The 26,800-nt window shown below is 41.6% G+C and carries 26 protein-coding genes and 1 other annotated feature; of the genes, 23 read left to right on the top strand and 3 right to left on the bottom strand.

Features of this window, described 5'->3' with window-relative positions; all coding sequences use genetic code 11:
• Window positions 1-216: 216 nt before the first annotated feature.
• From V7201_RS08810 to V7201_RS08800, 3 genes are all read left to right on the top strand, one after another.
• A complete protein-coding gene (locus tag V7201_RS08810) occupies window positions 217-495 on the top strand; it encodes a DUF1294 domain-containing protein (RefSeq protein WP_438825036.1) in 279 nt (92 codons plus the stop codon).
• A 63-nt stretch (window positions 496-558) separates the two neighbouring features.
• Window positions 559-708: a hypothetical protein gene (locus V7201_RS08805; protein ID WP_335376403.1), complete on the top strand. Its 150-nt coding sequence runs from the start codon at window positions 559-561 to the stop codon at window positions 706-708.
• A gap of 80 nt (window positions 709-788) precedes the next feature.
• Complete coding sequence (locus V7201_RS08800; RefSeq protein WP_335376402.1) at window positions 789-1,130, top strand: hypothetical protein; 342 nt, start codon at window positions 789-791, stop codon at window positions 1,128-1,130.
• A 37-nt stretch (window positions 1,131-1,167) separates the two neighbouring features.
• Here the strand turns inward: V7201_RS08800 and V7201_RS08795 are convergent, their stop codons facing one another.
• The gene (locus V7201_RS08795) at window positions 1,168-1,569 is read right to left on the bottom strand and encodes a sigma-w pathway protein ysdB (RefSeq protein ID WP_335376401.1); all 402 of its coding nucleotides are present in this window, start codon (window positions 1,567-1,569) and stop codon (window positions 1,168-1,170) included.
• A gap of 152 nt (window positions 1,570-1,721) precedes the next feature.
• On the opposite strand from V7201_RS08795, the gene V7201_RS08790 reads away from it, so the two are divergent.
• On the top strand, window positions 1,722-2,213 hold the full coding sequence (locus V7201_RS08790; protein ID WP_335376400.1) for a dUTP diphosphatase: 492 nt from the start codon (window positions 1,722-1,724) through the stop codon (window positions 2,211-2,213).
• A 74-nt stretch (window positions 2,214-2,287) separates the two neighbouring features.
• Window positions 2,288-3,373 (top strand): M42 family metallopeptidase, encoded by a 1,086-nt coding sequence (locus tag V7201_RS08785; RefSeq protein WP_335376399.1) that lies wholly within the window; start codon window positions 2,288-2,290, stop codon window positions 3,371-3,373.
• Between the two features lie 86 nt (window positions 3,374-3,459).
• On the opposite strand, the gene sspI is transcribed toward V7201_RS08785, so the two are convergent.
• Entirely contained in the window at window positions 3,460-3,672 is a 213-nt protein-coding gene (gene sspI, locus V7201_RS08780; RefSeq protein ID WP_335376398.1) for a small acid-soluble spore protein SspI, read from the bottom strand.
• Between the two features lie 123 nt (window positions 3,673-3,795).
• On the opposite strand from sspI, the gene V7201_RS08775 reads away from it, so the two are divergent.
• From V7201_RS08775 to pheT, 3 genes are all read left to right on the top strand, one after another.
• Window positions 3,796-4,551, top strand: a complete 756-nt coding sequence (locus tag V7201_RS08775) for a TrmH family RNA methyltransferase (protein WP_335376397.1) — start codon at window positions 3,796-3,798, stop codon at window positions 4,549-4,551.
• A gap of 69 nt (window positions 4,552-4,620) precedes the next feature.
• Window positions 4,621-4,866, top strand: a binding site (T-box leader).
• A 59-nt stretch (window positions 4,867-4,925) separates the two neighbouring features.
• A complete protein-coding gene (pheS, locus tag V7201_RS08770; protein WP_335376396.1) occupies window positions 4,926-5,963 on the top strand; it encodes a phenylalanine--tRNA ligase subunit alpha in 1,038 nt (345 codons plus the stop codon).
• A 19-nt stretch (window positions 5,964-5,982) separates the two neighbouring features.
• Complete coding sequence (gene pheT, locus V7201_RS08765) at window positions 5,983-8,397, top strand: phenylalanine--tRNA ligase subunit beta (protein ID WP_335376395.1); 2,415 nt, start codon at window positions 5,983-5,985, stop codon at window positions 8,395-8,397.
• Between the two features lie 356 nt (window positions 8,398-8,753).
• Here the strand turns inward: pheT and rnhC are convergent, their stop codons facing one another.
• A complete protein-coding gene (rnhC, locus tag V7201_RS08760) occupies window positions 8,754-9,683 on the bottom strand; it encodes a ribonuclease HIII (RefSeq protein ID WP_335376394.1) in 930 nt (309 codons plus the stop codon).
• A gap of 140 nt (window positions 9,684-9,823) precedes the next feature.
• On the opposite strand from rnhC, the gene zapA reads away from it, so the two are divergent.
• The 15 genes from zapA to V7201_RS08685 all read left to right on the top strand — a co-directional run bounded on the left by zapA (window position 9,824) and on the right by V7201_RS08685 (window position 26,799).
• Window positions 9,824-10,084 carry a cell division protein ZapA gene (gene zapA / locus V7201_RS08755; protein WP_335376576.1) on the top strand — a complete coding sequence of 87 codons (261 nt, stop codon included), beginning with the start codon at window positions 9,824-9,826 and terminating at the stop codon, window positions 10,082-10,084.
• An 8-nt stretch (window positions 10,085-10,092) separates the two neighbouring features.
• Window positions 10,093-10,635 (top strand): CvpA family protein, encoded by a 543-nt coding sequence (locus V7201_RS08750; protein WP_335376393.1) that lies wholly within the window; start codon window positions 10,093-10,095, stop codon window positions 10,633-10,635.
• 279 nt (window positions 10,636-10,914) lie between these two features.
• Window positions 10,915-12,636, top strand: coding sequence for a DNA polymerase/3'-5' exonuclease PolX (polX, locus tag V7201_RS08745; RefSeq protein WP_335376392.1), 1,722 nt, complete (start codon window positions 10,915-10,917; stop codon window positions 12,634-12,636).
• 264 nt (window positions 12,637-12,900) lie between these two features.
• On the top strand, window positions 12,901-15,255 hold the full coding sequence (locus V7201_RS08740; protein ID WP_335376391.1) for an endonuclease MutS2: 2,355 nt from the start codon (window positions 12,901-12,903) through the stop codon (window positions 15,253-15,255).
• Between the two features lie 117 nt (window positions 15,256-15,372).
• A complete protein-coding gene (locus V7201_RS08735; RefSeq protein ID WP_335376390.1) occupies window positions 15,373-15,777 on the top strand; it encodes a DUF350 domain-containing protein in 405 nt (134 codons plus the stop codon).
• A 342-nt stretch (window positions 15,778-16,119) separates the two neighbouring features.
• Window positions 16,120-17,823 carry a long-chain-fatty-acid--CoA ligase gene (locus V7201_RS08730; RefSeq protein WP_335376389.1) on the top strand — a complete coding sequence of 568 codons (1,704 nt, stop codon included), beginning with the start codon at window positions 16,120-16,122 and terminating at the stop codon, window positions 17,821-17,823.
• Window positions 17,824-18,038: 215 nt separating this feature from the next.
• A complete protein-coding gene (locus V7201_RS08725) occupies window positions 18,039-18,641 on the top strand; it encodes a TetR/AcrR family transcriptional regulator (protein WP_335376388.1) in 603 nt (200 codons plus the stop codon).
• A gap of 144 nt (window positions 18,642-18,785) precedes the next feature.
• Window positions 18,786-19,559, top strand: coding sequence for an enoyl-CoA hydratase (locus V7201_RS08720; protein ID WP_335376387.1), 774 nt, complete (start codon window positions 18,786-18,788; stop codon window positions 19,557-19,559).
• Window positions 19,560-19,651: 92 nt separating this feature from the next.
• Complete coding sequence (locus V7201_RS08715) at window positions 19,652-20,425, top strand: electron transfer flavoprotein subunit beta/FixA family protein (protein WP_335376386.1); 774 nt, start codon at window positions 19,652-19,654, stop codon at window positions 20,423-20,425.
• A gap of 39 nt (window positions 20,426-20,464) precedes the next feature.
• On the top strand, window positions 20,465-21,442 hold the full coding sequence (locus V7201_RS08710) for an electron transfer flavoprotein subunit alpha/FixB family protein (protein WP_335376385.1): 978 nt from the start codon (window positions 20,465-20,467) through the stop codon (window positions 21,440-21,442).
• Between the two features lie 172 nt (window positions 21,443-21,614).
• Window positions 21,615-21,929 carry a thioredoxin gene (gene trxA / locus V7201_RS08705; RefSeq protein ID WP_335376384.1) on the top strand — a complete coding sequence of 105 codons (315 nt, stop codon included), beginning with the start codon at window positions 21,615-21,617 and terminating at the stop codon, window positions 21,927-21,929.
• A 236-nt stretch (window positions 21,930-22,165) separates the two neighbouring features.
• Window positions 22,166-23,353 carry a hypothetical protein gene (locus V7201_RS08700; protein WP_438825035.1) on the top strand — a complete coding sequence of 396 codons (1,188 nt, stop codon included), beginning with the start codon at window positions 22,166-22,168 and terminating at the stop codon, window positions 23,351-23,353.
• A gap of 114 nt (window positions 23,354-23,467) precedes the next feature.
• Window positions 23,468-24,421 (top strand): NAD-dependent epimerase/dehydratase family protein, encoded by a 954-nt coding sequence (locus tag V7201_RS08695; RefSeq protein ID WP_335376383.1) that lies wholly within the window; start codon window positions 23,468-23,470, stop codon window positions 24,419-24,421.
• The gene (locus V7201_RS08690; RefSeq protein WP_335376382.1) at window positions 24,405-25,349 is read left to right on the top strand and encodes a lysylphosphatidylglycerol synthase transmembrane domain-containing protein; all 945 of its coding nucleotides are present in this window, start codon (window positions 24,405-24,407) and stop codon (window positions 25,347-25,349) included. Before V7201_RS08695 ends, V7201_RS08690 begins: the two co-directional genes overlap by 17 nt.
• On the top strand, window positions 25,333-26,799 hold the full coding sequence (locus V7201_RS08685; protein WP_335376381.1) for an alkaline phosphatase family protein: 1,467 nt from the start codon (window positions 25,333-25,335) through the stop codon (window positions 26,797-26,799). The genes V7201_RS08690 and V7201_RS08685 overlap by 17 nt, the downstream gene beginning before the upstream one ends.
• The last annotated feature ends 1 nt before the right edge of the window (window position 26,800 follow it).

Below are 26,800 nucleotides of genomic sequence, written 5' to 3'. Positions count from 1 at the left end.
CTGAATGGTCATAAGAAGGCTAATAACGACCACTCGACATACCAGAGTCACAAAGATCGGTCATAAATTCCTTCAAGATAATTAGGTATTACCTCAAAGAACTAGTAGTTTAGCGGTACAAAAAGAACCCGTTAGTATACTTTTTTGATATATAATGGAACAAGGCTCTTCATCTCCAAAGACAAAATTCGATTGAGTTAAAGGGACGTGAATTGTTTGGAACTAACATGGATGGTCATTGGCCTCATCGTTATTATGAACGCAATTGGCTTTTTTATCATGGGCGCAGATAAGAAACGCGCAAAAAAGAATCTTTATAGAATAAGTGAAAGTACTTTATGGAATGTTGCCATTTTCGGAGGAGCAATAGGTGCAGCAGCTGGGATGAAGCATTACCGTCATAAAACGAAGCATGCTCCATTCAAGTATGGACTTCCCCTGCTTGCTGTCATTGAAGCAGGTATTTTTGTATATATTTTTAAGCTTTTAGCATAACAGCCTGGGCACTTCTATATGTTTTAATAGCATCCTAGAATGACTTTTAGGCAGGTGACATATTTGGAAGACGTCTGGTCCTTGCTGCTGATTGTTTTTGAGTCAGGGAGCTGGTATGCTCCTGCTACCTTTATCTTGTTTCACGTATTTCGCCAATTTTTATTTATTCCGCCAGCAGTGGTGTGCATTGCAGGTGGCCTGCTTTTGGAATAATACCAGGAATCCTATATTCTTTGATAGGTCTTACCGGCGCAAGTATCTTATTTTACACATTAATGAAACAGGCACCGGTCATGACTATCAAACTTAGCAAACTTAAAAACCGGCTGGTTGGACGGTACAGAGATTTTACTGTTGCACAGGTCTCGCTTCTCAGATTGCTTCCGATTATTCATTATCAATTGCTCACCTTTTGCCTCTATAAACGCAATAACAGCTTTAAAGTTTTTATGAAGGCCAGCCTTTATGCGAATATTCCTTTTGTGATTTTCTATACCGTGTTTGGCGAATACATTGGTCATATTAGTGTAATTACAGGAGTCTTCCTTACAGCTGTAATTTTAGTATTTACGTATCTGCTGAGGGAAAAAATAGCCTTCATTAAGTGGCGTGAATTTTTCGAACCATCTGCGTAAAAAAAGCGTCTGGACATTGTCCGGACGCTTTTGCAATTTAAGATTCATCATCCCGATCATGATTTGCCATAAATTCCTTGATCGGACTTTTCCAGTCGATTTTGGCAACAGGGTAGCTTTCACGGACTTTTCGTTCAATGAATTGGAAATCTTCAAGAACAAGTCCCTTCAGAGCAGAAGTTTTTTTGGGCCAAATGAAGATGGAAACAACTTCAAAAGCGGATTGAGTGGTGCCAAGATATTTTTCCCCTTCAAATAAAACCCCCTTGTAAGTCAACAAGAAGTTCTTGCGTACATTGTCCTGGTCATCGAGGAAATAAAATCGTTTTTGCTCATGGGCAAGTTCCAGTTTTCGCTTTGGGTGGAATAAATATTTCACCGCGCTGTATATTAGAAAAATGAATAAAAGCAATATGATAAGTCGTAAAAGCAGGATCATGGTCTGCCCCTCCAATGCTAACTTTCCTTATTTACGGATGAGATACTAAATAGTTTCATCAATTTTTCAATTGTTTTATACTTTTTTAAGGAAATCATTATATTTATCTAAATTGATGAGGATTTAATGCTAACAAATACAAGGAGATCATAATGAATACTGAAAAGCTTTTTAAGATGCAAAAAGAACTCGACAGTCATATTGAATCACTGCATGGCTTGGAGGAGGAAGACTTATTCGACAGAAAAGTCCTCGCCCTTCTTGTAGAAATAGGGGAGCTCGCTAATGAAACCCGCTGCTTCAAGTTTTGGAGTGTTAAGCCTTCATCTGAAAAAGAAATTATTTTAGAGGAGTTCGTCGATGGAGTCCATTTCATCCTTTCACTTGGCATTGAGTGCGGTTTTGACGACATTCGCTCGGTTTTTCCAGCGATAAGTGATGGGGCGAACGTGAGCATCCAGTTCATTGAAGTGTATGAAAGGGTCCAGGAATTCAGAAAAACCCGCTCAAGAGAGAACTTCATTCATTTATTTGAGGGCTATATGAAGCTTGCTGAGCTGCTTGGACTGGGAGAGAATCAAATCGAACAGGCATATATTCAGAAAAATGAAGTAAATTATGATAGGCAACTCAAAGGATATTAGCAGAATTTTTTGTACAATGACCTGCGATTTTAGTATAATAGGATTCGAAACTACATATTAAGGGAGTCGAAATAATGGCTAAATTAGATGAAACACTTACGATGTTAAAAGATTTAACTGATGCCAAAGGCATTCCCGGCAATGAGCGTGAGCCAAGGGAAGTAATGAAAAGATACATAACTCCATTTGCTGATGAAGTAACAACAGATGGTCTGGGCAGCTTGATCGCAAAGAAGGTCGGTAACGAAAACGGACCTAAGATTATGGTTGCAGGTCACCTTGATGAAGTCGGCTTCATGGTAACAAACATTGATGACAAGGGCTTCATTCGTTTTCAGCCAGTTGGCGGCTGGTGGTCACAGGTCATGCTGGCTCAGCGTGTGACAATTGTTACACGCAAAGGGGAAATCACTGGGGTGATCGGTTCAAAACCGCCTCACATCCTTCCTGCTGAAGCACGAAAAAAACCTGTTGATATTAAAGATATGTTTATCGACATCGGCGCATCAAGCCGTGATGAAGCGAAGGAATGGGGAGTCGTTCCAGGAGACATGATTGTTCCTTACTTCGAATTCACAGTGATGAACAATGAAAAAATGCTGCTTGCAAAAGCATGGGATAACCGCATTGGCTGTGCGATTGCAATCGATGTCCTAAAGCAGCTTAAAGGCCAGGAACATCCAAACGTAGTTTACGGAGTGGGTACTGTACAAGAAGAAGTAGGTCTTCGCGGGGCTAAAACTTCTGCGCAGCTGATCGAGCCAGATATCGGTTTCGGAGTTGATGTAGGAATTGCCGGAGACACACCAGGCGTTACTGAAAAAGAAGCACTGAGCAAAATGGGCGATGGACCGCAAATCATCATTTATGATGCTTCCATGGTTTCACACAAAGGCCTTCGTGACTTTGTTACAGACTTGGCAGACGAACTTAATATTCCATATCAGTTCGATGCAGTCGCTGGCGGCGGTACAGATTCAGGTGCCATCCACATGACGCACCGTGGAGTTCCTGCATTGTCCATCACAATTGCGACGCGTTATATCCACTCACATGCTGCAATGCTGCATCGTGATGACTATGAAAATGCTGTTAAATTGATTGTTGAAGTAATCAAACGTCTTGATAAAGAAACGGTTGATCAACTAACTTTTGAATAAGTTAAACAGAAGGAGGGCTGCAGCCTTCCTTTTTTCTTGGTCCAAAAAAAAGAACTCCTGGAAATTAAGGAGTTCTTTCGTTGTAATTATTTTCTTTTCAAGCCAGACTCAAGCGCATCCAGCATTTCCTGCTTTTCTTCTTCAGAAGCGTTTTGCCAGATTACTTCGAATAGTACTCCGAGTCCTGGCAGCATCTTTTCCTCACCAGCTTCAATAGCATCAATAATTGTATCCTTAAGCTCATCCTGTGTATTTCCAGAAACATTTGAAATAACGGCATTTCTAAGGTTTAAGTTCATTGTTCACTCATACTCCTTTCAAATTCCAACATTGATTATAGAATTCACCATTTTGGTTTTATTATGTATCGAATTTGAGATATAATAGTAAAATTGAACAAGCCATATTAAAGGAGAGCCAGAGTGAAGTACATTCAATCTGATAAAAATCCCCAAGTTAAACAATGGAAAAAATTACAGACGCGCAAGGAACGGGATAAGTCTCGAACATTTCTGATTGAAGGCTTCCATTTAGTTGAAGAAGCCATTAAACAAAAAGAGTATGTTGAAGAAATCATCCTGAGTGAAAAAACGGAAATGCCGCCAAGCTGGGATTATGGCGCAATCCCTGTCACAGTCGTGACGGAAGAAATTAGCAGGCAGCTTGCTGAGACGGAAACAACACAAGGCATTTTTGCCGTTTGCATGCAGCCTAGACAGACTCTGGAGAACGGGAAAACGTATTTGCTGATTGATTCTGTTCAGGATCCAGGAAACCTTGGAACGATGATCAGAACAGCGGATGCAGCTGGTATTGATGCAGTTATTGTTGGAAAAGGCAGTGTCGATATTTACAATCCTAAGGTGCTGCGCTCTGCGCAGGGCAGCCATTTTCATTTGCCAGTACTTAACGGCAATCTAGATGAGTGGATTGATCGGCTTACAACAGAAAATATTCCTGTATACGGAACAGCACTTGAAAACGGTTCTGTTTTTACTGAGGCAGCCTGCAATGAATCATTCGCTCTGCTCGTTGGGAATGAGGGTAGCGGGGTAAACAAGGAGCTGCTGGCAAAAACAACGCAAAATCTGTATATCCCGATTCTTGGGAAAAGTGAATCCTTGAATGTAGCAGTGGCCGCAGGGATCCTGCTATATTATTTACAAACGGCAAAATAGGCGCAATTTTTTTCAAAACCATTTGATACTGCGCGCAGTTTATACTATAATAAACAGCAAAATAATATTTCAAAAACGATGACGGAGAAAAGTAGCTTGATGATGGCCATCCAGGGAGAAAATGCCGGTGATTGGGAGCATTTTTATGGAACAGGCAAGCGAAGTTCACCTCCTGAGTTGGCATCGGGACCACTCTGAATGAGTGTAAAGATGCATCGGCACAAGCCGTTATCTTAATGAAGCGAACAAGTAATACATAATCGTATTGCCTGTTAAAAAGGGTGGTACCGCGATAACCAAGACCTCGTCCCTTTATCTGGGATGAGGTCTTTTTGTGTTCAAAAAAGAATGTATGAAATGAAGGAGGATTTAAAATGCAGGAACGTTTAAAAGAACTGCAGGCTGAAGCACTTGAAAAAGTAGCTGCAGCAGCTGACCTTAAAGAATTGAATGATATTCGCGTTTCCTATCTTGGGAAAAAGGGTCCAATTACTGAAGTATTAAAAGGGATGGGCAAATTATCCGCTGAAGAAAGACCAATGATGGGTGCTCTTGCAAATGAAGTCCGCGATGCAATTTCCGGACAGATTGAAGTGAAGCAGCAGGAGCTTGAAGAAGCAGCTGTTGCAAAACAATTGGCAGCAGAACAAATTGATGTAACACTTCCTGGAAGACCTGTGAAGACAGGCAGCCATCACCCGCTAACAAGCATTATCGAAGAAATCGAAGACCTGTTCATTGGAATGGGCTATACAGTTGAAGAAGGCCCTGAAGTTGAAAAAGATTACTATAACTTTGAAGCGCTGAACCTGCCAAAGGGACACCCAGCGCGTGACATGCAGGATTCCTTCTATATTACCGAAGAAATCTTAATGCGTACTCACACTTCTCCAGTTCAGGCAAGAACGATGGAAAAGCACCAGGGCAAAGGTCCAGTTAAAATCATCTGCCCTGGCAAGGTATACCGTCGTGATAACGATGATGCCACACACTCACACCAGTTCATGCAAATTGAAGGATTGGTTGTGGATGAAAACGTACGAATGAGCGACCTTAAAGGCACTTTGGAAGTTTTCGCAAAGAAAATGTTCGGTGAAGACCGTGAAATTCGTTTGCGTCCGAGCTTCTTCCCGTTCACTGAGCCATCAGTAGAAATGGATATTTCCTGCAAAATCTGCGGAGGTTCAGGCTGTAACGTATGTAAAGGTACGGGCTGGATTGAAATCCTTGGAGCGGGAATGGTTCATCCGAACGTTCTTGAAATGGCTGGTTACGATTCAAAGAAATATACAGGCTTCGCATTCGGTATGGGACCAGAGCGTATCGCAATGCTTAAATATGGAGTGGACGACATCCGTCACTTCTACACAAATGATGTCCGCTTCTTAAAGCAATTTTCGGTTGAAGAATAAGGATTAGGAGGATTAAACCATGTTGGTATCATATAAATGGCTGCAGGATTATATTGATTTAGCTGGCGTATCTGCGGATGAGCTTGCTGAAAAAATCACAAAAAGCGGCATTGAGGTTGAAGGCGTAGAAAAGTTAAATGAGGGCATGAGCGGTGTTGTAGTGGGTCACGTTCTTGAATGTGAAAAACACCCGAATGCAGAAAAATTGAACAAGACTCTTGTGGACCTTGGCGATGGCGAACCAGTTCAAATCATTTGCGGTGCACCAAACGTTGGCAAAGGGCAAAAAGTAGCAGTTGCAACGGTAGGAGCAGTTCTTCCTGGCAACTTCAAAATCAAGAAAGCAAAACTTCGCGGCGAAGAATCCAATGGGATGATCTGCTCTTTGGCTGAGCTTGGAGTCGAAGCAAAGCTTGCACCTAAGGAATATGCTGAAGGTATTTACAATTTTCCGCAGGATACTGAAATCGGCCAGGATGCCCTTGCAGTGTTGAACAGGGACGATGAAATCCTTGAGCTAGGTTTAACTCCAAACCGCGCTGACGCAATGAGCATGATTGGTGTTGCTTACGAAGTAGGAGCCATTCTTGGAAAAGAAATTAAACTGCCAACTCCACAGCCAGAAACTTCTTCTGAACAAGCAAGCGACTATATTAATGTAACTGTTGAAGCTAAGGAAGATAATCCTTTGTATGTTGCAAAGGTCATTAAAAATGTAAAGGTTGGTCCATCACCGGTTTGGCTGCAGACTAGATTGATGGCTGCAGGTATCCGTCCGCATAATAATGTCGTTGATATCACTAACTTCATTCTTTTGGAATATGGCCAGCCGCTTCACGCGTTTGACTACGACAAGCTTGGATCAAAAGAAATCCTTGTCCGCCGCGCGAAGGCTGGTGAAGTGATTGAAACGCTGGATGATACGAAACGCACATTAACGGCTGATCACCTTGTAATCACCAATGGCACAGAGCCTGTGGCCCTTGCAGGTGTAATGGGCGGAGCGAACTCAGAAGTAGGAAGCGATACGACTACAGTTCTTCTTGAGTCAGCTTATTTCACTGGTGGAGTTATCCGTAAAGCATCCAAGGACCATGGCTTGAGAAGTGAAGCAAGTTCTCGCTATGAAAAAGGTGTTGATCCTCAAAGAGTGCGCCCGGCTGCTGAACGTGCTGCTGAATTAATGATTCAGCTTGCTGGCGGTGAAGTCCTTGGAGGCATCGTAGAAGCGAATGCACTTGAGATCAAACCTGTGGTTGTGTCAACAACTCTTGAAAAAATCAACAAAGTTTTGGGAACAGACCTTGAAATGAAGCAGGTTGAGGATATTTTTAACCGCCTGAAGTTTGAAACGTCTGCAGATAATGATACCATCTCCGTAACCGTTCCGACTCGCCGCGGCGATATCACAATTGAAGAAGATTTGATTGAAGAGGTAGGCCGCTTATTTGGCTATGATAACCTGAAAACAACTCTTCCAATTGGATCATCAACACCAGGACACCTTTCTGAGTATCAGAAAAAGCGTCGTGTTGTCCGTCGTTTCATGGAAGGTGCAGGTCTTTACCAGGCGGTTACTTACTCACTTACAAGTGAAGAAAAAGCGCTGCAATACGCTTTAGATGAACGCGAACCTGTAAAATTAGCAATGCCGATGAGTGAAGACCGCAGCATTTTGCGCCTAAGCATCGTTCCTCAGCTGCTTGAAGTGCTTAAATACAATATCGCACGCCAAAATGACAGTGTAGCTGTTTATGAAACAGGAGCAGTATTCTTAAAGAACAGCAATGAAGAACTTCCTGAAGAGCGTGAGCACCTTGCAGCTGCAATTACAGGACTATGGGAAAGCCATCCTTGGCAGGGTGAAAAGAAGCCCGTCGACTTCTTTGTCCTTAAAGGTATCGTCGAAGGTCTTGCTGCCAAACTAGGACTAGAAAGCCAACTGGGCTTCCAGAAAGCAGAGTTTGCAGGAATGCACCCTGGACGTACAGCTGAAATCACATTGAACGGTACGGTCATTGGATTCATTGGCCAGGTTCATCCAACAATGCAGAAAACAATGGATTTAAAAGAAACATACGTATTCGAATTATCGCTTAAAGCCTTATTGCAGGCAGAAACATCGCCGCTTCAATACACAGCAATTCCTCGCTTCCCTTCAATCTCGAGGGATATTGCCCTTGTAGTTGAAAAAGCAACTTTTGCAGGTGACCTAAAGAAGGTCATTACTGAAGCAGGAGGAGCGCTGTTAAAAGAAGTTCAGGTATTCGACCTGTACGAAGGTGAAAAAATGGAGCCGGGCAAGAAATCCATTGCCTTCTCATTGAAATATTTTGATCCAGAAAAAACCTTGACTGATGAAGATATTGCAAAAGCACACAATAAAGTGCTTAAGGCTCTTGAAGAACAGACAGGAGCAGTACTAAGAGGTTAAAAAATTAAAAGGCAGCCCGCGGGCTGCCTTTTTGCTATTTGAAAACTTTTTCCGTAACTTCAGAACGAATCCCCGAAAGAATATGCCTGTATCCCGTAAGAATGCCTCGAAAGTCCCGCGAATATATACCTCTATTCCGCAAAAATGCCTCAACATTCCGCAAGGGCGCCTCGACATCCAGCAAGAATATGCCTATATTCCGCAAAAATATGTCTGTATTCCGCAAAAATGCCTCGACATTCCGCAAAAACCCCTGGACATTCCGCAAAAACCCCTGGACATTCCGCATTTTTTGTCGAAATCCCGCAAACTGGAAAAAACAAAGGTTTTTTTCCAATTTTACATAGGTGAGAGGCTTATACCCTTGCAATCTTCTTCGCTTTTTCCGTATTAGCGAAGTGCAGCTTCACGAACTCAGGCAGCACATCAATCCCTTTATCCAGAATCAATCTTGCGGCTGCTTTATCCACTGCAGCACCTGCTCCTTTTGGAATCGTGAATCCAGCCCGCTTGCTCAAATTTTCAAAGTGGCGTACAAATGCATACCGTGCAATCATGGATGCTGCTGCAACTCCTAAATGGATCCCCTCAGCCTTGGTGCTGAATAAAACATTTTCCCGCATGATATTTTTTTGTCCTTTTAAGTGAGCGTAATAGATTTCCTCTTTCGCAAATTGGTCGATCAGGATCGCTTCAGGTTTTTCCGGCGCTATTTTTTCCAGGACATGATTGATTGCCTGGTTATGGAGCAACGCTTTCAATTTGCCCTGTGACATGCCTTTCATCTGCATTTGGTTGTATTTTTCATTGTGAAGGGTAAGCAGACTGTGTGGAACAAAAGTTACGAGCTGCTTTGCGATTTCAATGATTTTATCATCCTTTAAATTTTTTGAATCCTGTACCCCGAGTTCTTTTAAAACCGGAATATCTTCTCTTCTGACATATGCTGCAACAACTGTAATCGGGCCAAAGAAATCTCCAGTGCCGACTTCATCCGATCCTATGATTGACATTTGACTGATATTGCGGGGTAAATGGGATGGAGATGAGGATACGCTCATCTTCTTGGCGGAAGGTTCAACAGCTGTCCCCCATTTAGCTGCTTCTGATTCGCCGTCTTTGCCCTGGAATAGTACTTTCCCGGACTTGTAGGCTGTTATTGCACAGGAAGCTGTTTTTGCAGCGAAAATGCTGCCTGGAGGAAGCTTATCAATCAAAAATTTACTATAGTACTCTTTCATCTTTTTGATTTCTTCCGTTTTTTTCTGCAGGACGATATTTCCCATGGTTAAACACTCCCTGTTTTGATTTCAAAGTTAGACATTATCTTCCAAAATTCATATGTATGTGACAGGCAAATACTTCCCAGTCATTTGCGTTCATGTTATAGTATAGAATAGGATTCTTACGAATGGGGGCATAAATGTTGTCAGACATAAAAAAAAATCGATCGACTGTGGATATATTTGGACAGCAGTATGTCATAGTCGGTACAGAAAGCACCAGCCATATCCGGCTCATAGCCTCAATGGTAGATGACAAAATGCGTGAAATCAGCTCAGCGAATCCTTCACTTGATATTAATAAGTTAGCAGTGTTAACTGCAGTGAATGCCGTTAACGATTACATAAAAATGAAAGATCGTGTTGAGTCGCTCGAAGCGGAAATTAAAAGGTTAAAGGACTGAACTTATGCATGCTTGATCTCGCGGTTTTAGCTATTTTGGTTATTGGCTTTTTTGTAGGACTTAAAAGGGGATTCATACTCCAAACTATCCACCTCGTCGGATTTATTGTGGCTTTCATTGTTGCATACATATACTACGAACAACTCGCACCAAAGCTGACATTATGGATTCCGTATCCTAATCTAGGAAGTAATACGACATTAAATCTCATCTTTGATAATACCAATCTCGAAACAGCGTATTACAGGGCAATTGCGTTTGCAGCTATTTTTTTCGCTGTAAAGATTTTGCTTCAAGTTATTGGTTCAATGCTGGACTTTGTCGCAAACCTGCCAATCCTTCATCAGCTGAATGTTTGGGCCGGCGGTCTATTAGGATTAGTGGAAGTCTATCTTGTCATGTTCATCATTTTATACATAGCTGCACTATTGCCAATCCAGGCAATTCAGGACCCATTGAACGATTCAATTCTTGCCGAAAATATCATAAAAAATACACCGGTATTTTCACAGCAAATAAAACAACTATGGATTGAATATATGGCTGCATAACTTCTCTGTTGCGGAGAAGTTTTTCTTTTATCAGGCTTTTTTGACATAATGATAAAAAAGGACAAAGCGTTTTCGTATTTGGGAATATTACTAGTGACAAATTCAGCTTATATGGCGAAAACGGAAAGAGTAACAATACTAGATGACAAACTGCTTTTTGTAATCAGGCTTCATTTGATTTCACAGTGAAGCTTGTTTTCTATAAAATAGAATCAATCGACCTCTTCTGGGATAAATCTCTTTGCTTCCAGAATTGAAAAAAAAAGGCAGGTGGGCATTATGCCAGCAAATAAAAAAGATATCGTCCAATTGCTCGAAACAATTGCTATATATATGGAATTAAAAGGGGAAAACCCATTCAAGGTCTCAGCCTTCAGAAAAGCAGCAGCCGCTCTTGAAGCCGATGAAAGAAGCATGTCGGAAATGGGGGACCTGACTGAAATAAAAGGGATTGGTAAAGGTACTGCTTCTGTCATCCTGGAATATATGGAAAAAGGTACTTCAACAGAGCTTGCAGAATTACAGGAAGAGGTACCCAGCGGATTGATTCCGCTGCTTCAGCTCCCAGGTATGGGCGGCAAAAAAATTGCCAAGCTCTATAAAGAGCTAGGTATTGAGAGCATCCATGATTTAGAAGAAGCCGCTAAGGCAGGGAAGATTCGCGATCTTGCAGGCTTTGGCAAGAAAACGGAAGAAAAGATTCTCGCTTCAATCGAAAATTTTGGGACTAGGCCAGAACGTCTGCCATTAGCATATATGCTGCCAGTCGCAGAATTAATTGAGTCCCAACTTCAAATGATAGAGGGAATAGACCGCTATTCTCGGGCAGGAAGCCTTAGAAGGTTGAGAGAAACGATTAAAGACCTCGATTTTATCATATCATCAGAAACCCCGGCAGCAGTTAAAGAAGAGCTAGTCAAACTGCCAAAAATCAAGGAAATCATTGCGGCTGGAGATACGAAGGTTTCTGTGACGCTTGGACTGGATTACGATGTGAATGTTGATTTCCGTCTGGTTTCTCCAGAAGAATTCGTAACAGCACTACATCATTTTACGGGTTCGAAGGATCACAATGTCAGAATGCGCCAGCTCGCAAAGGAAAAAGGTGAAAAAATCAGCGAGTATGGTGTGGAAAATGTTGAAACAGGTGAAGTAACGACATTTGAGTCCGAAGAGGAATTTTATCAGTATTTTGGGCTTCCTTTTATTCCGCCTGAACTGCGCGAAGACGGTTCTGAAGTGGAATTATATAAAGAGGATTTAAAACTGATTACCCTTGACGCAATCAAAGGTGACGTTCATATGCATTCAACCTGGAGTGATGGCGGCCATTCAATTGAAGAAATGGCTAAGGAGTGTATCAAAAGAGGCTATAAATATATGGCCATTACCGACCACTCCCAATATTTGAAGGTAGCGAACGGTCTAACGCCAGAACGGTTAAGGAAACAAATTGAAGAAGTGAAGGAACTGAATGAAAATTTCGTTGATTTTACAATCCTGACAGGAATTGAAATGGATATTTTACCTGATGGAAGCCTCGACTTTGATGATGATTTGTTGGCTGAGCTGGATCTGGTGATTGCATCTATCCATTCGTCATTTTCACAGCCTGTTGAAAAAATCATGCATCGCTTGAAAACGGCTTTGGTAAATGCCAATGTAGACATCATTGCCCATCCGACAGGCAGGCTGATTGGCAGACGTGAGGGTTATTCCGTGGATATCGATATGCTGATTGAACTCGCTAAAGATACTAATACCGCACTTGAACTGAATGCCAATCCTAACAGACTGGACCTTGCAGCGGAATATCTAAGAAAAGCTCAGGATGCAGGCGTGAAAATCGTCATTAATACAGACGCTCATAAAGTAGATACACTCGAACATATGGGGATAGGCGTTACTGCAGCAAGAAAGGGCTGGATCAAGGAATCCTCGGTTTTGAATGCATTAGACCTGAATGGATTGCTTGACTTCCTGCATGAACGACATAAGTAAAACTATTTTCTAATTTAGACTCTCTACAATAGAGATTTATCAATTTAAAGGTTGTTTTCGCATTGTTTGTTGGTTTCAAACAAGTACTTGCATCCGCATTTATAAAGGAATCGGAGCTCTTTTCGAGAGGACTTCAGAACTAAATTTACATTAAAACTCGTAAAACCCAGGTGCCGGTTTTTATTTTCATTGAGAAAACAACAATGTTTACGAAAAGAGCCTTATTAAAAGAGAACCTTCGATTGAGAAGAAGGAGGAAATTTTGTGCAGCAACGAGCCATGAAAACACTTGAATTTGATAAGGTCAGGAATCAGCTGATCGAGCATACACATTCAGCATTAGGCAGGGAAAAAGCCCAAACCTTAATGCCGTCTGCAGATTTTGAAGAAGTATCACGGCTTCAGGAAGAAACAGATGAAGCGGCTAAAGTGCTCAGGATAAAAGGGAATGTTCCTCTGGGCGGCATCCACGATATAAGACCGCATACGAAAAGAGCTCAAATCGGCGGGATGCTCAGTCCGATTGAACTAGTCCAGGTGGCGAGCACGGTCCATGCGAGCAGACAAATGAAGCGATTCATCGAGGACCTGCAGGAGGTAACAGAGGTTCCCATTTTACTAACCTATTCTGAAGGAATTATTGTGCTCGCTAAGTTAGAGGAATCCATTAAAAATGCAATTGATGAAGGCGGCGAGGTTCTGGACAGTGCAAGTGATGCCCTTAGGTCTCTCCGTCAACAGATGAGAACAAGAGAGTCCAGGGTACGGGAGAAGCTGGAGAGCATGATCCGGTCCTCCAATGCTGCAAAAATGCTGTCAGATGCGATCATCACCATCAGGAATGACCGATTTGTTATTCCAGTAAAACAGGAATATCGAAGCCATTATGGCGGCATCATTCATGACCAAAGTTCATCAGGACAAACATTATTTATCGAGCCGCAGTCTGTCGTTCAGTTGAACAATGAACTGCAAACGATCAGAGTTAAAGAACAGCTGGAAATAGAAAGAATTCTATCTGAACTGTCTGCATTCACTGCGGAATATCATGATGAACTTCTAGCAATTGTTGAGATAATGACTGAGCTTGATTTTATGTTTGCTAAGGCAAGGTATGGCAGCAGGATAAAAGGTTCTAAGCCAATGGTAAATAATGAGGGCCGTATCAATCTTATTAAGGCAAGGCATCCATTAATCCCAATCGATGAAGTGGTTGCCAACAGCGTCGCACTTGGCAAGGACTATACGACCATCGTTATTACCGGTCCAAATACCGGCGGTAAAACGGTTACGCTGAAGACAGTTGGCCTTTGCACATTGATGGCCCAGGCTGGATTGCAAATTCCTGCGCTTGATGGGTCTGAAGTGGCTGTTTTTGAATCTGTTTATGCAGACATCGGTGATGAACAATCAATCGAACAAAGCTTAAGCACCTTCTCATCCCATATGGTCAATATTGTGGAAATCCTCAACAAAGTGGATTATAACAGTCTGGTGCTATTTGATGAACTCGGCGCTGGAACGGATCCTCAGGAAGGCGCGGCACTTGCTATTTCCATCTTGGATGAAGTGTATAAGTGCGGTGCAAGGGTGATTGCGACCACTCACTATCCGGAGCTAAAGGCTTATGGATACAATCGTGAAGGTGTTATAAATGCCAGTGTGGAATTTGACGTAGAAACGCTCAGCCCGACTTACAAGCTTTTGATTGGTGTCCCAGGCCGAAGCAATGCCTTTGAAATTTCGAAAAGACTTGGGTTAAAGGAATCAGTCATCCAAACGGCAAAATCATATATCAGCGAGGATAGCAATGAAGTCGAGAATATGATCGCTTCACTCGAGACAAGCAGGAGACACGCTGAAAGAGACCGTGAAGAAGCTCATCAGCTTTTCAAAGATGCTGAAAATCTCCATAAGGATCTGCAAAAGCAGATGGCAGATTATTATGACAGAAAAGACGAACTTGCAGAAAAAGCCAAAGAAAAAGCTGCTGGAATTGTGGAAAAGGCCAGGGATGAGGCAGAAGAAATCATTCGTGAACTCCGCAAGCTCCGACTTGAAAAAGGAGCAGAAATTAAAGAACACGAATTAATTGATGCCAAACGCCGCTTGAGTGATGCTGCTCCTGAGTTAAGGCAGGTTAAAAAAGGCGGCAAAGCGAAGGCAGGAAAGCATGAATATCAACCTGGTGACGAGGTGAAGGTCTTAACCTTTGATCAAAAAGGTCATCTGATAGAACGCGTTTCAAATAAAGAATGGCAGGTCCAAATCGGCATTATGAAGATGAAAGTCAAAGAATCGGATATGGAATATATCAATTCTCCAAAGCCTGTTGAAACTAAACCAGTTGCGATAGTAAAAGGGAAAGATTTTCACGTTAGTCTCGAATTGGACCTCCGTGGAGAGCGTTACGAGGATGCTCTTATGAGAGTTGAAAAGTATATTGACGATGCACTGCTCGCAGGATACCCGCGTGTTAACATCATTCACGGTAAAGGGACTGGGGCGTTAAGGCAAGGCGTTCAGGAGTACTTAAAGAATCACCGTTCAGTTAAGAAAATCAGGTTCGGTGATGCAGGAGAAGGCGGAACTGGTGTTACAGTGGTAGAATTCAAATAAGAAACTCTCTTTTACCAGTCTGTCGTACAGAGTTAAAATAAAGAATGCAAAATCAGGGGGATTAACCTTATAATATGTCTAGAACTTAATTTTAATTAAGATCAGGGAGAATTGGATATGGATCACTTCTGGGAAAATGAATTTGTTGTGACAGCGGGTTATTATAGTGTGGCGATTCTCTGCATGGTCGTATTCCTGGCTGTTTTCGAATTAGTGACGAAATACCGCAACTGGGATGAAATAAAGAAGGGCAATATATCAGTTGCAATGGCTACGGGTGGAAAAATTTTCGGTGTGGCCAATATTTTTCGCCACTCTATCAATCAGCATGACTCACTGCTGACTATGATAAATTGGGGAGTCTACGGATTTGTGCTGCTCTTGATTGGATATTTTATTTTTGAATTCCTGACTCCAAAATTCAATATTGATAAGGAAATCGAGAACGATAATCGTGCTGTTGGCTTCATTTCCATGGTGATCTCGGTTGGCCTGTCCTATATAATCGGTTCGGGAATATAACAGGAGGACAATGATCAGATGGAAAAACTGGCAAAAATATTGCTGATTCTCTGTGGAGTATTCCTGTTAGTCGGCTTTATCTATATGATGTTTTTTACTTAGAGTATTTTTTGGGACCGCCTATTATTTGGCGGTTCTTCTTTTTTCGGTGAAAATTACTCTAACCTTTAAGCATATTGAAAAGTTATCCTATGATAAAGCACAAACTGGATATTTCGTCAGGACATGCCCTATAGACCAAATATCCTACAAAAAACTATTCTAATTGTCATAAAAAGACCATTATATTATAATGAGGAAAACAAAAGAATTTTCAAAAAATTTTAAATAAGGGGGTAACGAATGTTGGAAAACAGGCCATGGCTATCGCAATATCCACCTGAGATACCTGCTACACTGGATCTTCAGGAAGCAACAGTTCAGAATTATTTGAAGCAGACTGCAGAGAAATTTCCTGAAAAAGTCGCAATACACTTTATGGGGAAGGAACTGACGTATAAGCAGGTTTATAACTATGCGAAAAAATTGGCTGCTTATCTGCAATCTTTGGGAATTGAAAAAGGAGATCGGGTGGCAATCATGCTCCCAAATACTCCACAATCAATCATCAGCTACTATGCAATCCTGATGGCCGGCGGGATTGTCGTCCAGACGAATCCTCTGTATATGGAACGCGAACTTGAATATCAAATGAAAGATTCCGGCGCAAAAGCAATTATTACCTTAGATATTTTATTCCCTAGGGTTTCAAAAGTCATCGCGAACACGGATTTAGAGAATGTAATTGTAACCGCTATCAAAGATTATCTTCCTTTCCCTAAAAACCTTATCTACCCATTCATCCAGAAGAAGCAATATGGAATTATCGTAAACGTTAAACATGAAGGGCAGAATCACCTTTTCAATGAAATTATGAAGCAGCCTGCCGGTCAGATTAAAGAGTATGACTTCAATTTTGAAGAAGATCTGGCATTATTGCAATACACTGGCGGAACCACCGGATTTCCGAAGGGCGTTATGCTGACGCATAAAAATCTGGTTGCGAATGCAGCGATGTGTAATGCATGGCTCTATAAATGCAAGCCGGGTGAAGAAACGGTACTTGGTATCCTCCCATTCTTCCATGTGTATGGAATGACGGCTGTACTGATTCTATCAGTCATGCAAGGGTCGAAGATGGTCCTGTTGCCTAAATTTGATCCGGAAACGACCTTGAAGACCATCCAGAAGCAGAAGCCTACTTTATTTCCAGGTGCACCGACCATTTATATTGGTCTGTTGAACCATCCGGACCTAAAAAAATACGACTTGTCATCGATTGATTCTTGCATAAGCGGCTCAGCCCCTCTGCCAGTCGAAGTACAGGAACGATTTGAAGAAGTTACAGGTGGAAAGCTTGTAGAAGGCTATGGTTTAACAGAATCATCACCTGTCACACATGCAAATTTCCTGTGGGACAAAAAGAGAGTAAAAGGGAGCATTGGTGTTCCTTGGCCTGATACAGATTCTGTCGTTCTATCAATGGAAACCGGCGAGCCGATGCCTCAAGGAGAAATCGGCGAAATAGCAGTAAAAGGGCCACAGGTTATGAAGGGATACTGGAACAGGCCGGAGGAAACGGAACAAGTCCTAAGAGATGGCTGGTTATTGACCGGAGATCTTGGCTATATGGATGAAGAAGGTTATTTCTACATTGTCGACCGGAAGAAGGATATGATCATTGCCGGCGGTTTCAATATTTACCCTCGGGAAATTGAAGAGGTGCTGTATGAACATCCTGCGGTACAGGAAGTCGTCGCAGCTGGCATTCCAGATCCTTACCGTGGCGAAACAGTCAAAGTATATGTTGTTCTTAAGGAAGGCGCTAAAGTGACAGAGTCTGAACTTAATGAGTATGCGAGGAAACACCTGGCAGCCTATAAGGTTCCACGACTTTATGAGTTTAGAAAAGAGCTTCCAAAAACAGCTGTTGGCAAGATCCTGCGCAGGGCACTTGTAGATGAAGAAAAAGCAAAAAGACAGGAAGATGAACAGAAGCGAGCTTAATTTTAAAGCCGGCTCCTAAATCGGCTCTTTCTTTTTGGATATTATGGCTTGTCCAAATGAAACACATTTCCTTGACAGAAATGTGACTGGATACTATTATAAAAATATGAATGACGATTCATTCAGTAAACTATTTGCAGATAAAAATCGTAAACGGGAGTGTGTCACTGTAGCATTTTAATGCTTGTGCTTTTCCTGGAGCGGGAGTGAAAGTAATGAAAAAAAACAGGCCGAAATACATGCAAATAATTGACGCAGCAGTTGTCGTTATCGCTGAAAACGGCTACCACCAGGCTCAAGTGTCTAAAATAGCAAAGCAAGCTGGAGTGGCCGATGGGACAATTTATTTGTACTTTAAGAATAAAGAAGACATTCTGATTTCTCTGTTCCAGGAGAAAATGGGTTATTTCGTTGAAAACATCGAACAAAAAATTGCAGGAAAAACAACCGCGACAGAGAAATTATACATGTTGGTGGAAACGCATTTTAAGATGCTTTCCAAAGACCGGCATCTTGCAATTGTAACCCAGCTGGAACTAAGGCAGTCGAATAAGGATCTCAGGCATAAGATTAACGAGGTGCTGAAAGGCTACTTAATGCTGATTGACCGAATCATTTTGGAAGGCATAGAGAATGGAGAGTTTTCTGGCTCCCTTGATTTGCGTCTTGCAAGGCAGATGATTTTTGGGACGGTTGATGAAACTGTCACTTCATGGGTAATGAATGAACAGAAATACAATCTTCCAGACCTGGCAAAAGCAGTCCATCAGCTTCTGATTAACGGCTGTGGTTACCAGGACACCAAACCGGTCCTCTAATTAGGCTCTTATCGCAATCTTTCGGCATTTTACCCATGGTAAAGCCGCTGGTGAGTGAGGAGTACATAGTAAGGCTGTTTCGTAAAAAAGAGAATACCCATTGCTTTGCGAAAAACAGCTTTAATAAAAAAGGGAGGGGAAAACGTGGAATATCTTAAGTGGTCAACGGAGGACAGGATTGCAACCATTACAATCACCCGTCCGCCAGCCAATGCACTTTCGTCTGGGTTGCTGAGAGAACTTTCATCAGTGCTCGACGAAATCGAGGGGAATCAGGAGATCAGAGTGGTACTGATCCACGGTGAAGGAAGATTCTTCTCTGCAGGAGCAGATATCAAAGAATTCACGACCATTAAAACTGGTGAAGATTTTGCGAAGCTCGCAGAGTATGGCCAGGACTTATTTGAACGTATGGAATATTTTCCAAAGCCAATTATTGCTGCCATCCATGGCGCAGCATTAGGCGGAGGATTGGAGCTTGCCATGGCATGCCATTTCCGTCTTGTAGCGGAAAACGCTAAGCTGGGATTGCCGGAACTGCAGCTAGGATTAATACCTGGATTTGCAGGGAGCCAGCGTCTCCCACGCTATGTAGGTGTTGCAAGAGCTGCAGAAATGCTGTTTACAAGTGACCCAATTACGGGTACAGAAGCAGTGCAATTCGGTTTAGCTAACCACGCATACCCCGAAGAGCAGCTGCTTGAAAACGCATACAATATGGCTCGGAAGATTGCAAAGAAAAGCCCGGTTTCCATTGGCGCTGCTATTAAACTGTTAAACCATTCAAAGACTGATTCCTTCTATAAGGGAGTTAAGGAAGAAGCTAAGCTCTTCGGAGATGTATTCCTTTCAGAGGATGGGCAGGAAGGAATTCAGGCTTTTCTTGAAAAAAGAAATCCGGATTTCAAAGGTAAATAAAAGCAAACCTTTTAGCAGTAAATATTTTTTTAATACAAATTATTTAAATCTTTAGAACAGCTAAAATGTTTGAATACTTAGGAGGTCAAATAATGAATATCTACGTTCTAATGAAAAGGACATTCGATACAGAAGAAAAGATTTCAATCGCAAACGGCAAAATCAATGAAGACGGCGCTGAGTTCATTATCAATCCATACGATGAGTATGCGATTGAGGAAGCAATACAGGTAAGAGACGCTCACGGCGGTGAAGTGACTATTGTCTCAGTAGGCAACGAAGAAGCGGAAAAGCAGCTGCGCACAGCACTTGCGATGGGTGCAGACAAAGCAGTATTGATCAATATCGAGGATGACGTTGAGAATGGTGATCAATTTACGACTGCGAAAATCCTTGCTGAATATCTAAAGGAGAAGGAAGCAGACTTGATTCTTGGCGGGAATGTCGCAATCGACGGCGGCTCAGGACAAGTAGCACCAAGAGTAGCAGACCAGCTTGGAATTCCTTATGTGACAACAATTACTAAGCTTGAAATCAATGGTTCTACTGCTACGATCACAAGAGATGTTGAAGGCGACTCAGAAGTAATTGAAACAAGTCTTCCAGTTCTTGTGACAGCACAGCAGGGACTTAACGAGCCACGCTATCCATCCCTTCCAGGTATCATGAAAGCTAAAAAGAAGCCGCTGGATGAGCTTGAACTGGATGACCTGGATTTAGAAGAAGATGACGTAGAAGCGAAAACAAAGACAATTGAAATTTATCTTCCTCCTAAAAAAGAGGCAGGAAAAGTCCTTCAAGGCGATCTTGCCGATCAGGTGAAGGAACTTGTCAGCCTGCTTCATTCAGAAGCGAAAGTCGTTTAAGACAATACAGAAAGAATAAATAAGCAGGAGGTAAATCAAATGGCTAGAAAAGTATTGGTATTGGGAGAAGCGCGTGACGGTTCACTAAGAAATGTATCCTTCGAAGCAATTGCTGCAGCTAAAACAGTTGCTGAGGGCGGAGAAGTTGTAGGTGTATTAATTGGTGATTCAGTTAGTTCTTTAGGAAAAGATCTCTATCAGTATGGTGCTGACAGAGTTGTTGCAGTAGAGGATGCAAAGCTTGCACAGTATACACCTGATGGATTTTCACAGGCTTTAATGGCAGTGATTGAACAGGAAAATCCAGAAGGACTAATTTTCGGACATACGTCATTAGGAAAAGATCTGGCGCCTAAAATTGCTAGTAAATTAAACTCTGGACTCATTTCTGATGCCATCGGTGTTGAGGAAGCAGGAGGAAACTTAGTCTTCACTCGTCCGATTTATTCTGGTAAAGCATTTGAAAAGAAGATTGTTACTGACGGCCTAATTTTTGCGACGATCCGTCCGAACAATGTCGCTCCACTTCAAAAAGATGAAAGCAAATCAGGTGATGTTTCGTCAGTATCAGCTGAAATCAAGGATTTAAGAACAATTATTAAGGATGTCGTCCGGAAGGCTAGCGAAGGTGTAGACCTTTCCGAAGCGAAAGTAGTAGTCGCTGGCGGCCGTGGAGTGAAGAGCACTGATGGATTCAATCCGCTAAAAGAACTAGCTGATGTACTTGGCGGAGCTGTAGGTGCTTCTCGTGGCGCTTGTGATGCTGATTACTGCGATTACTCTTTGCAAATCGGCCAAACAGGTAAAGTAGTCACCCCTGACCTTTATATCGCGGCAGGTATTTCCGGAGCCATCCAGCACCTTGCTGGTATGTCCAATTCAAAGGTAATTGTAGCGATCAACAAAGATCCGGAAGCAAATATCTTTAAAGTGGCAGATTACGGCATTGTAGGAGATTTATTTGAAGTTATTCCAATGCTTACTGAAGAGTTCAAGAAGCTTAAGGTGAATGCATAATAACAAAAAACGGACGTCAAACGCGTCCGTTTTTATGTTGAAACTAAATGAATTTATTAGGAATATTCATAGTTGAAAAGGGTAAATTACAACGAGAGCAAATAAATAGCATCAATTGGTAAACGATGATATACTTTCGTTATTATTTCAGATTTATTTAGGAGGCATACAAATGGCAATTACACATGCTACAGACCAAACTTTTGAAAACGAAACAGGATCAGGCGTAGTCCTTGTTGACTTCTGGGCTCCTTGGTGCGGACCTTGTAAGATGATCGCTCCTGTTCTTGAAGAATTAGATGCAGAAATGGGAGACAAAGTTAAAATCGTTAAGCTAGATGTTGACGACAACCAGGAAACTGCAGCTAAACATGGCATCATGAGCATCCCAACATTACTTGTTCTTAAAGATGGGCAACAAGTAGATAAAGTAGTTGGATTCCAGCCTAAAGAAGCACTTGCTGGCAGACTTTCTCAACATATCTAGTCAAGAAATTAAAATCCCGCCTTCATATGAAGGCGGGATTTTTTTATTTGCAGGTTCTTTCTGTGAAGTATGTCCCCATGAATTAGGAAAATTAATTGTTCAATAGTTTGCCATACTTTTATTCAGGAAGTTTGTTGACAGTGATAATCATTCTCGCTTATAATTACAACTGTCAAATGAAAACCATTATCAATTAAAAAATAAATCAATTACATATTCAGTGGGGGTTTACGATCATGAAAAAAAGAGACTTAAAGATTATTTTTGCTAGCTTCATTATGGCAAGTACTGTAATGGCAGGGTGTGGTGCTGCGGATGATAACACATCAAAAACTGAAGAGAAAAAACAGGAAGAAACAGTAAAACAGGAAGATAACGAAGAAGATGCAGAGAAGGAAGTCGAATTTGGTGCTGTCTTCCAGGAAGCAGTTGCAGAACTGGAAAAAGCAAAAGAGGGCAAAGAAGTAGACTTTGATAAAGTAACAACTCTGTATAAAGAGAATCTTCAATCGTTAGTTCAACAAAGAGATCAGGAATTCGAAGATACAATTGACCAGCATATTACAACTGCACTTCAGGCAGGAAAAGATGGTTCAATGGATAAAGTAGTTGTTAAACAGATTTTTGATAAGTTAATGCAAAAAGTATTCTATACAACAATGAAACATGAATTCAACGAGGTTGCAGAAAACTGGGGAAATAAAGATGCAGTAAAGGAAGAGATTGAAGAGGCAAAAGAATTTTACGCTATTATTGAAGGTACTGTCCAAAAGCGTGATGATGCATACGGCACGAACATGAGAGATGCGATTTCAGGCGGTTTTGAAGAAATGGAAAAGGCTGTTGAAGCGGATGATGAATTAGCGTTCCAGCTCGGAAAACAATTAGTTGATAAAACGTTAATGAAAACCTTCTACCTTGCTACTGCTGCATTGCCAAATGGCTACGCGACAAAAGCTGCTGATAAAGCGAAGGAAGATGCAGAAGCTGCAAAAGTGGAACAGGCAGAAGGATGGGCATTCCATCAATCAAATGCTAGCTATCTAATTAAGAACGCACCTGAAGAAGCTGAAATTATGGAAAAGCAATTCAATCTGGAAACAGATGTTAAAACAATCGATCCAGCTGCAGTAAATAAGGCCGCAGTTAGAGGGTTCGCAAAAATTGCCCTCCATGAATATGAGGAAAGTGTAGAGAATATCGGTCAGGATAAGGGTGCAATCACTGCTCTTGAAGGTGCTTTATTCATCGATATGATCGGCGAAGACATTAAACGGCTAATCGGAGATACTGAATCTGCAACACTTTCGGAAAATGCCCAAAAATATTTAGATGCGGTTAAATCACAAGATAAAGCAAAAGCTGAAGAATTAATGAAAGAGCTGGAAGCGACTTTAAACTCTGTCATTGATGCAGCAAAATAAATAGATAACGGAAAAACCTTGTATGGATGACAAGGTTTTTCCCTTTTTTACTAACCCTCAGATTTTCTCTATAATATAAAAGGGTTAGACAACAGATATTGAGGTGTTAAGCAGGTGAAAATAATAGTAACAGGCGGAGCGGGATTCATCGGCTCTCATTTAACAAGGAAGTTAATTCAAGCTCAGCATGAAGTGTTAATTATAGATGAACTGCATCCGTACTATTCAAGGCAGAGGAAAAGAGAGCAGTTGGCTTTCATTGAAGAAGCTGGCTCTTTTATGTTTAAAGAGTTGAGCCTTTTAAAAGATGCAGAAGAGGTTCGCGAGGTTTTTGCTGCTTTTAATGCCGATTGTGTTGTCCATTTGGCAGCATTGCCAGGTGTAAGTTATTCCTTGGAAGCTCCAGGAGAATATGTGGATTATGATATTAAAGCGACAGCCAACCTATTGAAGTTCTCAGGCGAATCACATGTAAAGCATGTCGTTTTCGCGTCATCATCCTCGGTTTATGGTGACCAGGCTAATGAACCGTTAGTAGAAGAAATGGCAACAGGCAAAGTCATTTCTCCTTATGCTGCCGCCAAGTTTGGTGCTGAATCATTTTGCCATGCGTTTGCAAGCATGTACAAGTATGATATGACAATTCTTCGCTTTTTTACTGTCTACGGCCCATGGGGAAGACCGGATATGGCAATATCCAAGTTTATCAGCCATCTTATGAAGGATGAGGAAATCACTGTCTTTGGAAGCGGCACATCCCGTGACTATACATACATCGATGATTGCGTGGAAGGAATATATGCCTCGATTAAATACGGAAAAGGAACTAATATCATAAACATTGGTTCTTCACAGCCAGTGTCGATAGAAGAGCTTGTCGAAGGTTTGGCCGATCATTTCCCGAATATGAAAATTAATTACTCAGGCTTTCGCAAGGGAGATGTAAATGCTACTTGGGCTGACCTATCCCGCGCAAAAGAGCTGCTGAATTACGAGCCAAAGGTTTCTTTTAAGGAAGGGCTGGCGAAAACAGTAAGCTGGGCTAAAAATAATGAAAAAATATTTTAAACTGGCTGGCTTTGTTTTTGTGGTAGTCTTTGCCTTCTTAACCTTCCGATATTTTCATATAGAAGATTTATGGAATGAAGGCAAGCGATTCTTTGGGTCTTCCCTTTTTTGGTGGACCTGTGCAGCTTATGGACTGGCTTTCCTTTTTCGTGCTTTAGCCTGGAAAATCTATATTTATAAACCTGTTAGATTTTCCACCTGTGTTCAAGGAGTCTTGATAAGTTTATTCATTAATCATATTACCCCAGTAAAAGTTGGGGACATACTGCGAGCCGGAATACTAGCTTCAAAAGAAAAAGAAATATCTTTGGATGAAGCTGCCCATTCTGTGGTCGTAATGAGATTGATGGATATGGCGGTATTGCTCTTTTTCAGCGGAGCAGGATTATTTATACTAGGGAGAGAAATTAGAGTTGATTTTTCAGGATGGATTGCATTTATTGCATTTTGCTTCATTCTTCTTGCTGTGTATACAATGAAAAAGTACATGCCGGCTTTTTTTCATAAACATTTGACTATGGTAAAACTTGCAGTCAAACAAAAAAATAGTCTTTTTATCCTCCCGCTTGTAATAGGGAGCTGGATCCTGGAAAGTGTTGTACTTTGGAACGTTCTAAAGTCTATGGAGCTGTCTATTCCCTTTTTCCATAGCATCTGGGTGAACTCACTGACAGTGGGCGGACAGGTTTTCCAAGTCACTCCAGGAGGCATCTCTACATACGAATCAGTGATGACAGCCGCTCTAGTCTTAACAGGGATTGGAGGAAAGGATGCTTACACAGCCGCTCTACTAAGTCACAGCTTTAAATTTATATTTTCTTATCTATCAGGTTTAATTTTAATTCTATCTTCTCCTGCTCAAATGATTGGGGAGCTGAGAAGAAATGGTTTTTGGGGAAAGAAGGTTCAAAATGAAAAGCGCATCTAAATTTGAGAAATTCGCTGCACGATGCTGGAATTTGCTTAACGAAGGAAAGCCGTTTACACCGATTTTCACAGTCGGAACCATGCTGTTATTTCATTTGGGCGATCTTGGCAGCCCAGAGATGACAGTGGATTTCTTACTAGCTTTTCTTACGGTAATTCCATTATTCGTCATGTATTTTATTTATGATTTTCCACTTTTTTTGAGAAACTATATATGGATTCCATTCGTTACTTTTATCATCATCTGGCCAGGTCTAAATATCAGCCTGTTACTTTTCGCAGCAGGGCTTTACTTTTTCTTCACAGTCTTTTTCTGGGGTACCTTTTATTATCATTTAAGGATTGGGACATCCTGGCTGAATTTCACGAGATTTTGGAAGCTTGTCCTGAAAAACAGCGATTCCACTAGCGGAAATGCTCAGGAACAGCTTCCGAAAGTGTTTCTCCTCTTGTCAGTTTGGGAACTATCCTTTAATTCATTGTCAGCTAATAAAGGAATTCCTCTAGTAGAATTAGGATTATTCTACGGTTTTATTTTGGTCTTTGCTTTTATTTTGCATAAGTATCTATTTGATTGGAAGCCAAAGGCTTACGAGACTTTTACAAAGGATGAGGGACCTGAAATTCCCGAAAACGGTCTGTCGGACAAAGTGATTGTGATTGTGATCGATGGAATGAGGAAAGAGCGCTTTTATGAGGCAAACACTCCATTTTTAGACGGGTTAAAAGAAAACGGAACAGAATATTTGAATATGGAAACGGTATATCCTGCACGTACGGTTGTTTGTTTTAGCTCCATGTTCACCGGGACGTATCCGTTCGAACATGGAATTACTTCAAATATGGTATGGAGGCTAGGAATTAAGACTGAAAGCATTTTTGATTCCCTAAGGAAGGTTGGCAAAAGAGGAAGACTTCTTGGTATTGCCCATTTAGTAGATTCCATGGGAAGTGATGTCGAAACTGTCACGGCCGTTATGCATAAAGACAAAGCAGATCCACATATGCTTGCAAGAGCAAGGAAGATCATGAAAGAGCAGGACCCGGACCTGTTCATCGTTCAAATGATTGGGACAGACCAGGTAGGTCATAGCCGTGGAGTATTGTACGACGATTATATTGAGAAAATTGAAGAGGCAGATGCACTCATAAAGGATTTTGTAGAATGGCTGGATCAGGAGGGGAAAATGGAAAATACTACTCTTGTGATTTGTGCAGACCATGGACAGGCTGACGGAATAGGCGGTCACGGCCACCTTGACGAAGGTGAAAGATTTGTGCCGTTTTTCATGCACGGACCCCATATTGCCAAAGGGAATAAAATTCAGGAAAAGCATAGTCTCGTATCGCTGGCGCCGACGATTTCGTATCTGCTTGGTGCGCCGTATCCTGCCAGCAGCCGGGGGAAGGTCCTTGTTGACGCAATAAAAGAACAGAAGGAAGAGAAATGAT

The sequence above is a fragment of the Bacillus sp. JJ1122 genome (assembly GCF_036964885.1).
Taxonomy (GTDB): Bacteria; Bacillota; Bacilli; order Bacillales; family Cytobacillaceae; genus Mesobacillus.
This window is presented reverse-complemented; position numbering and strand designations above follow the sequence as displayed.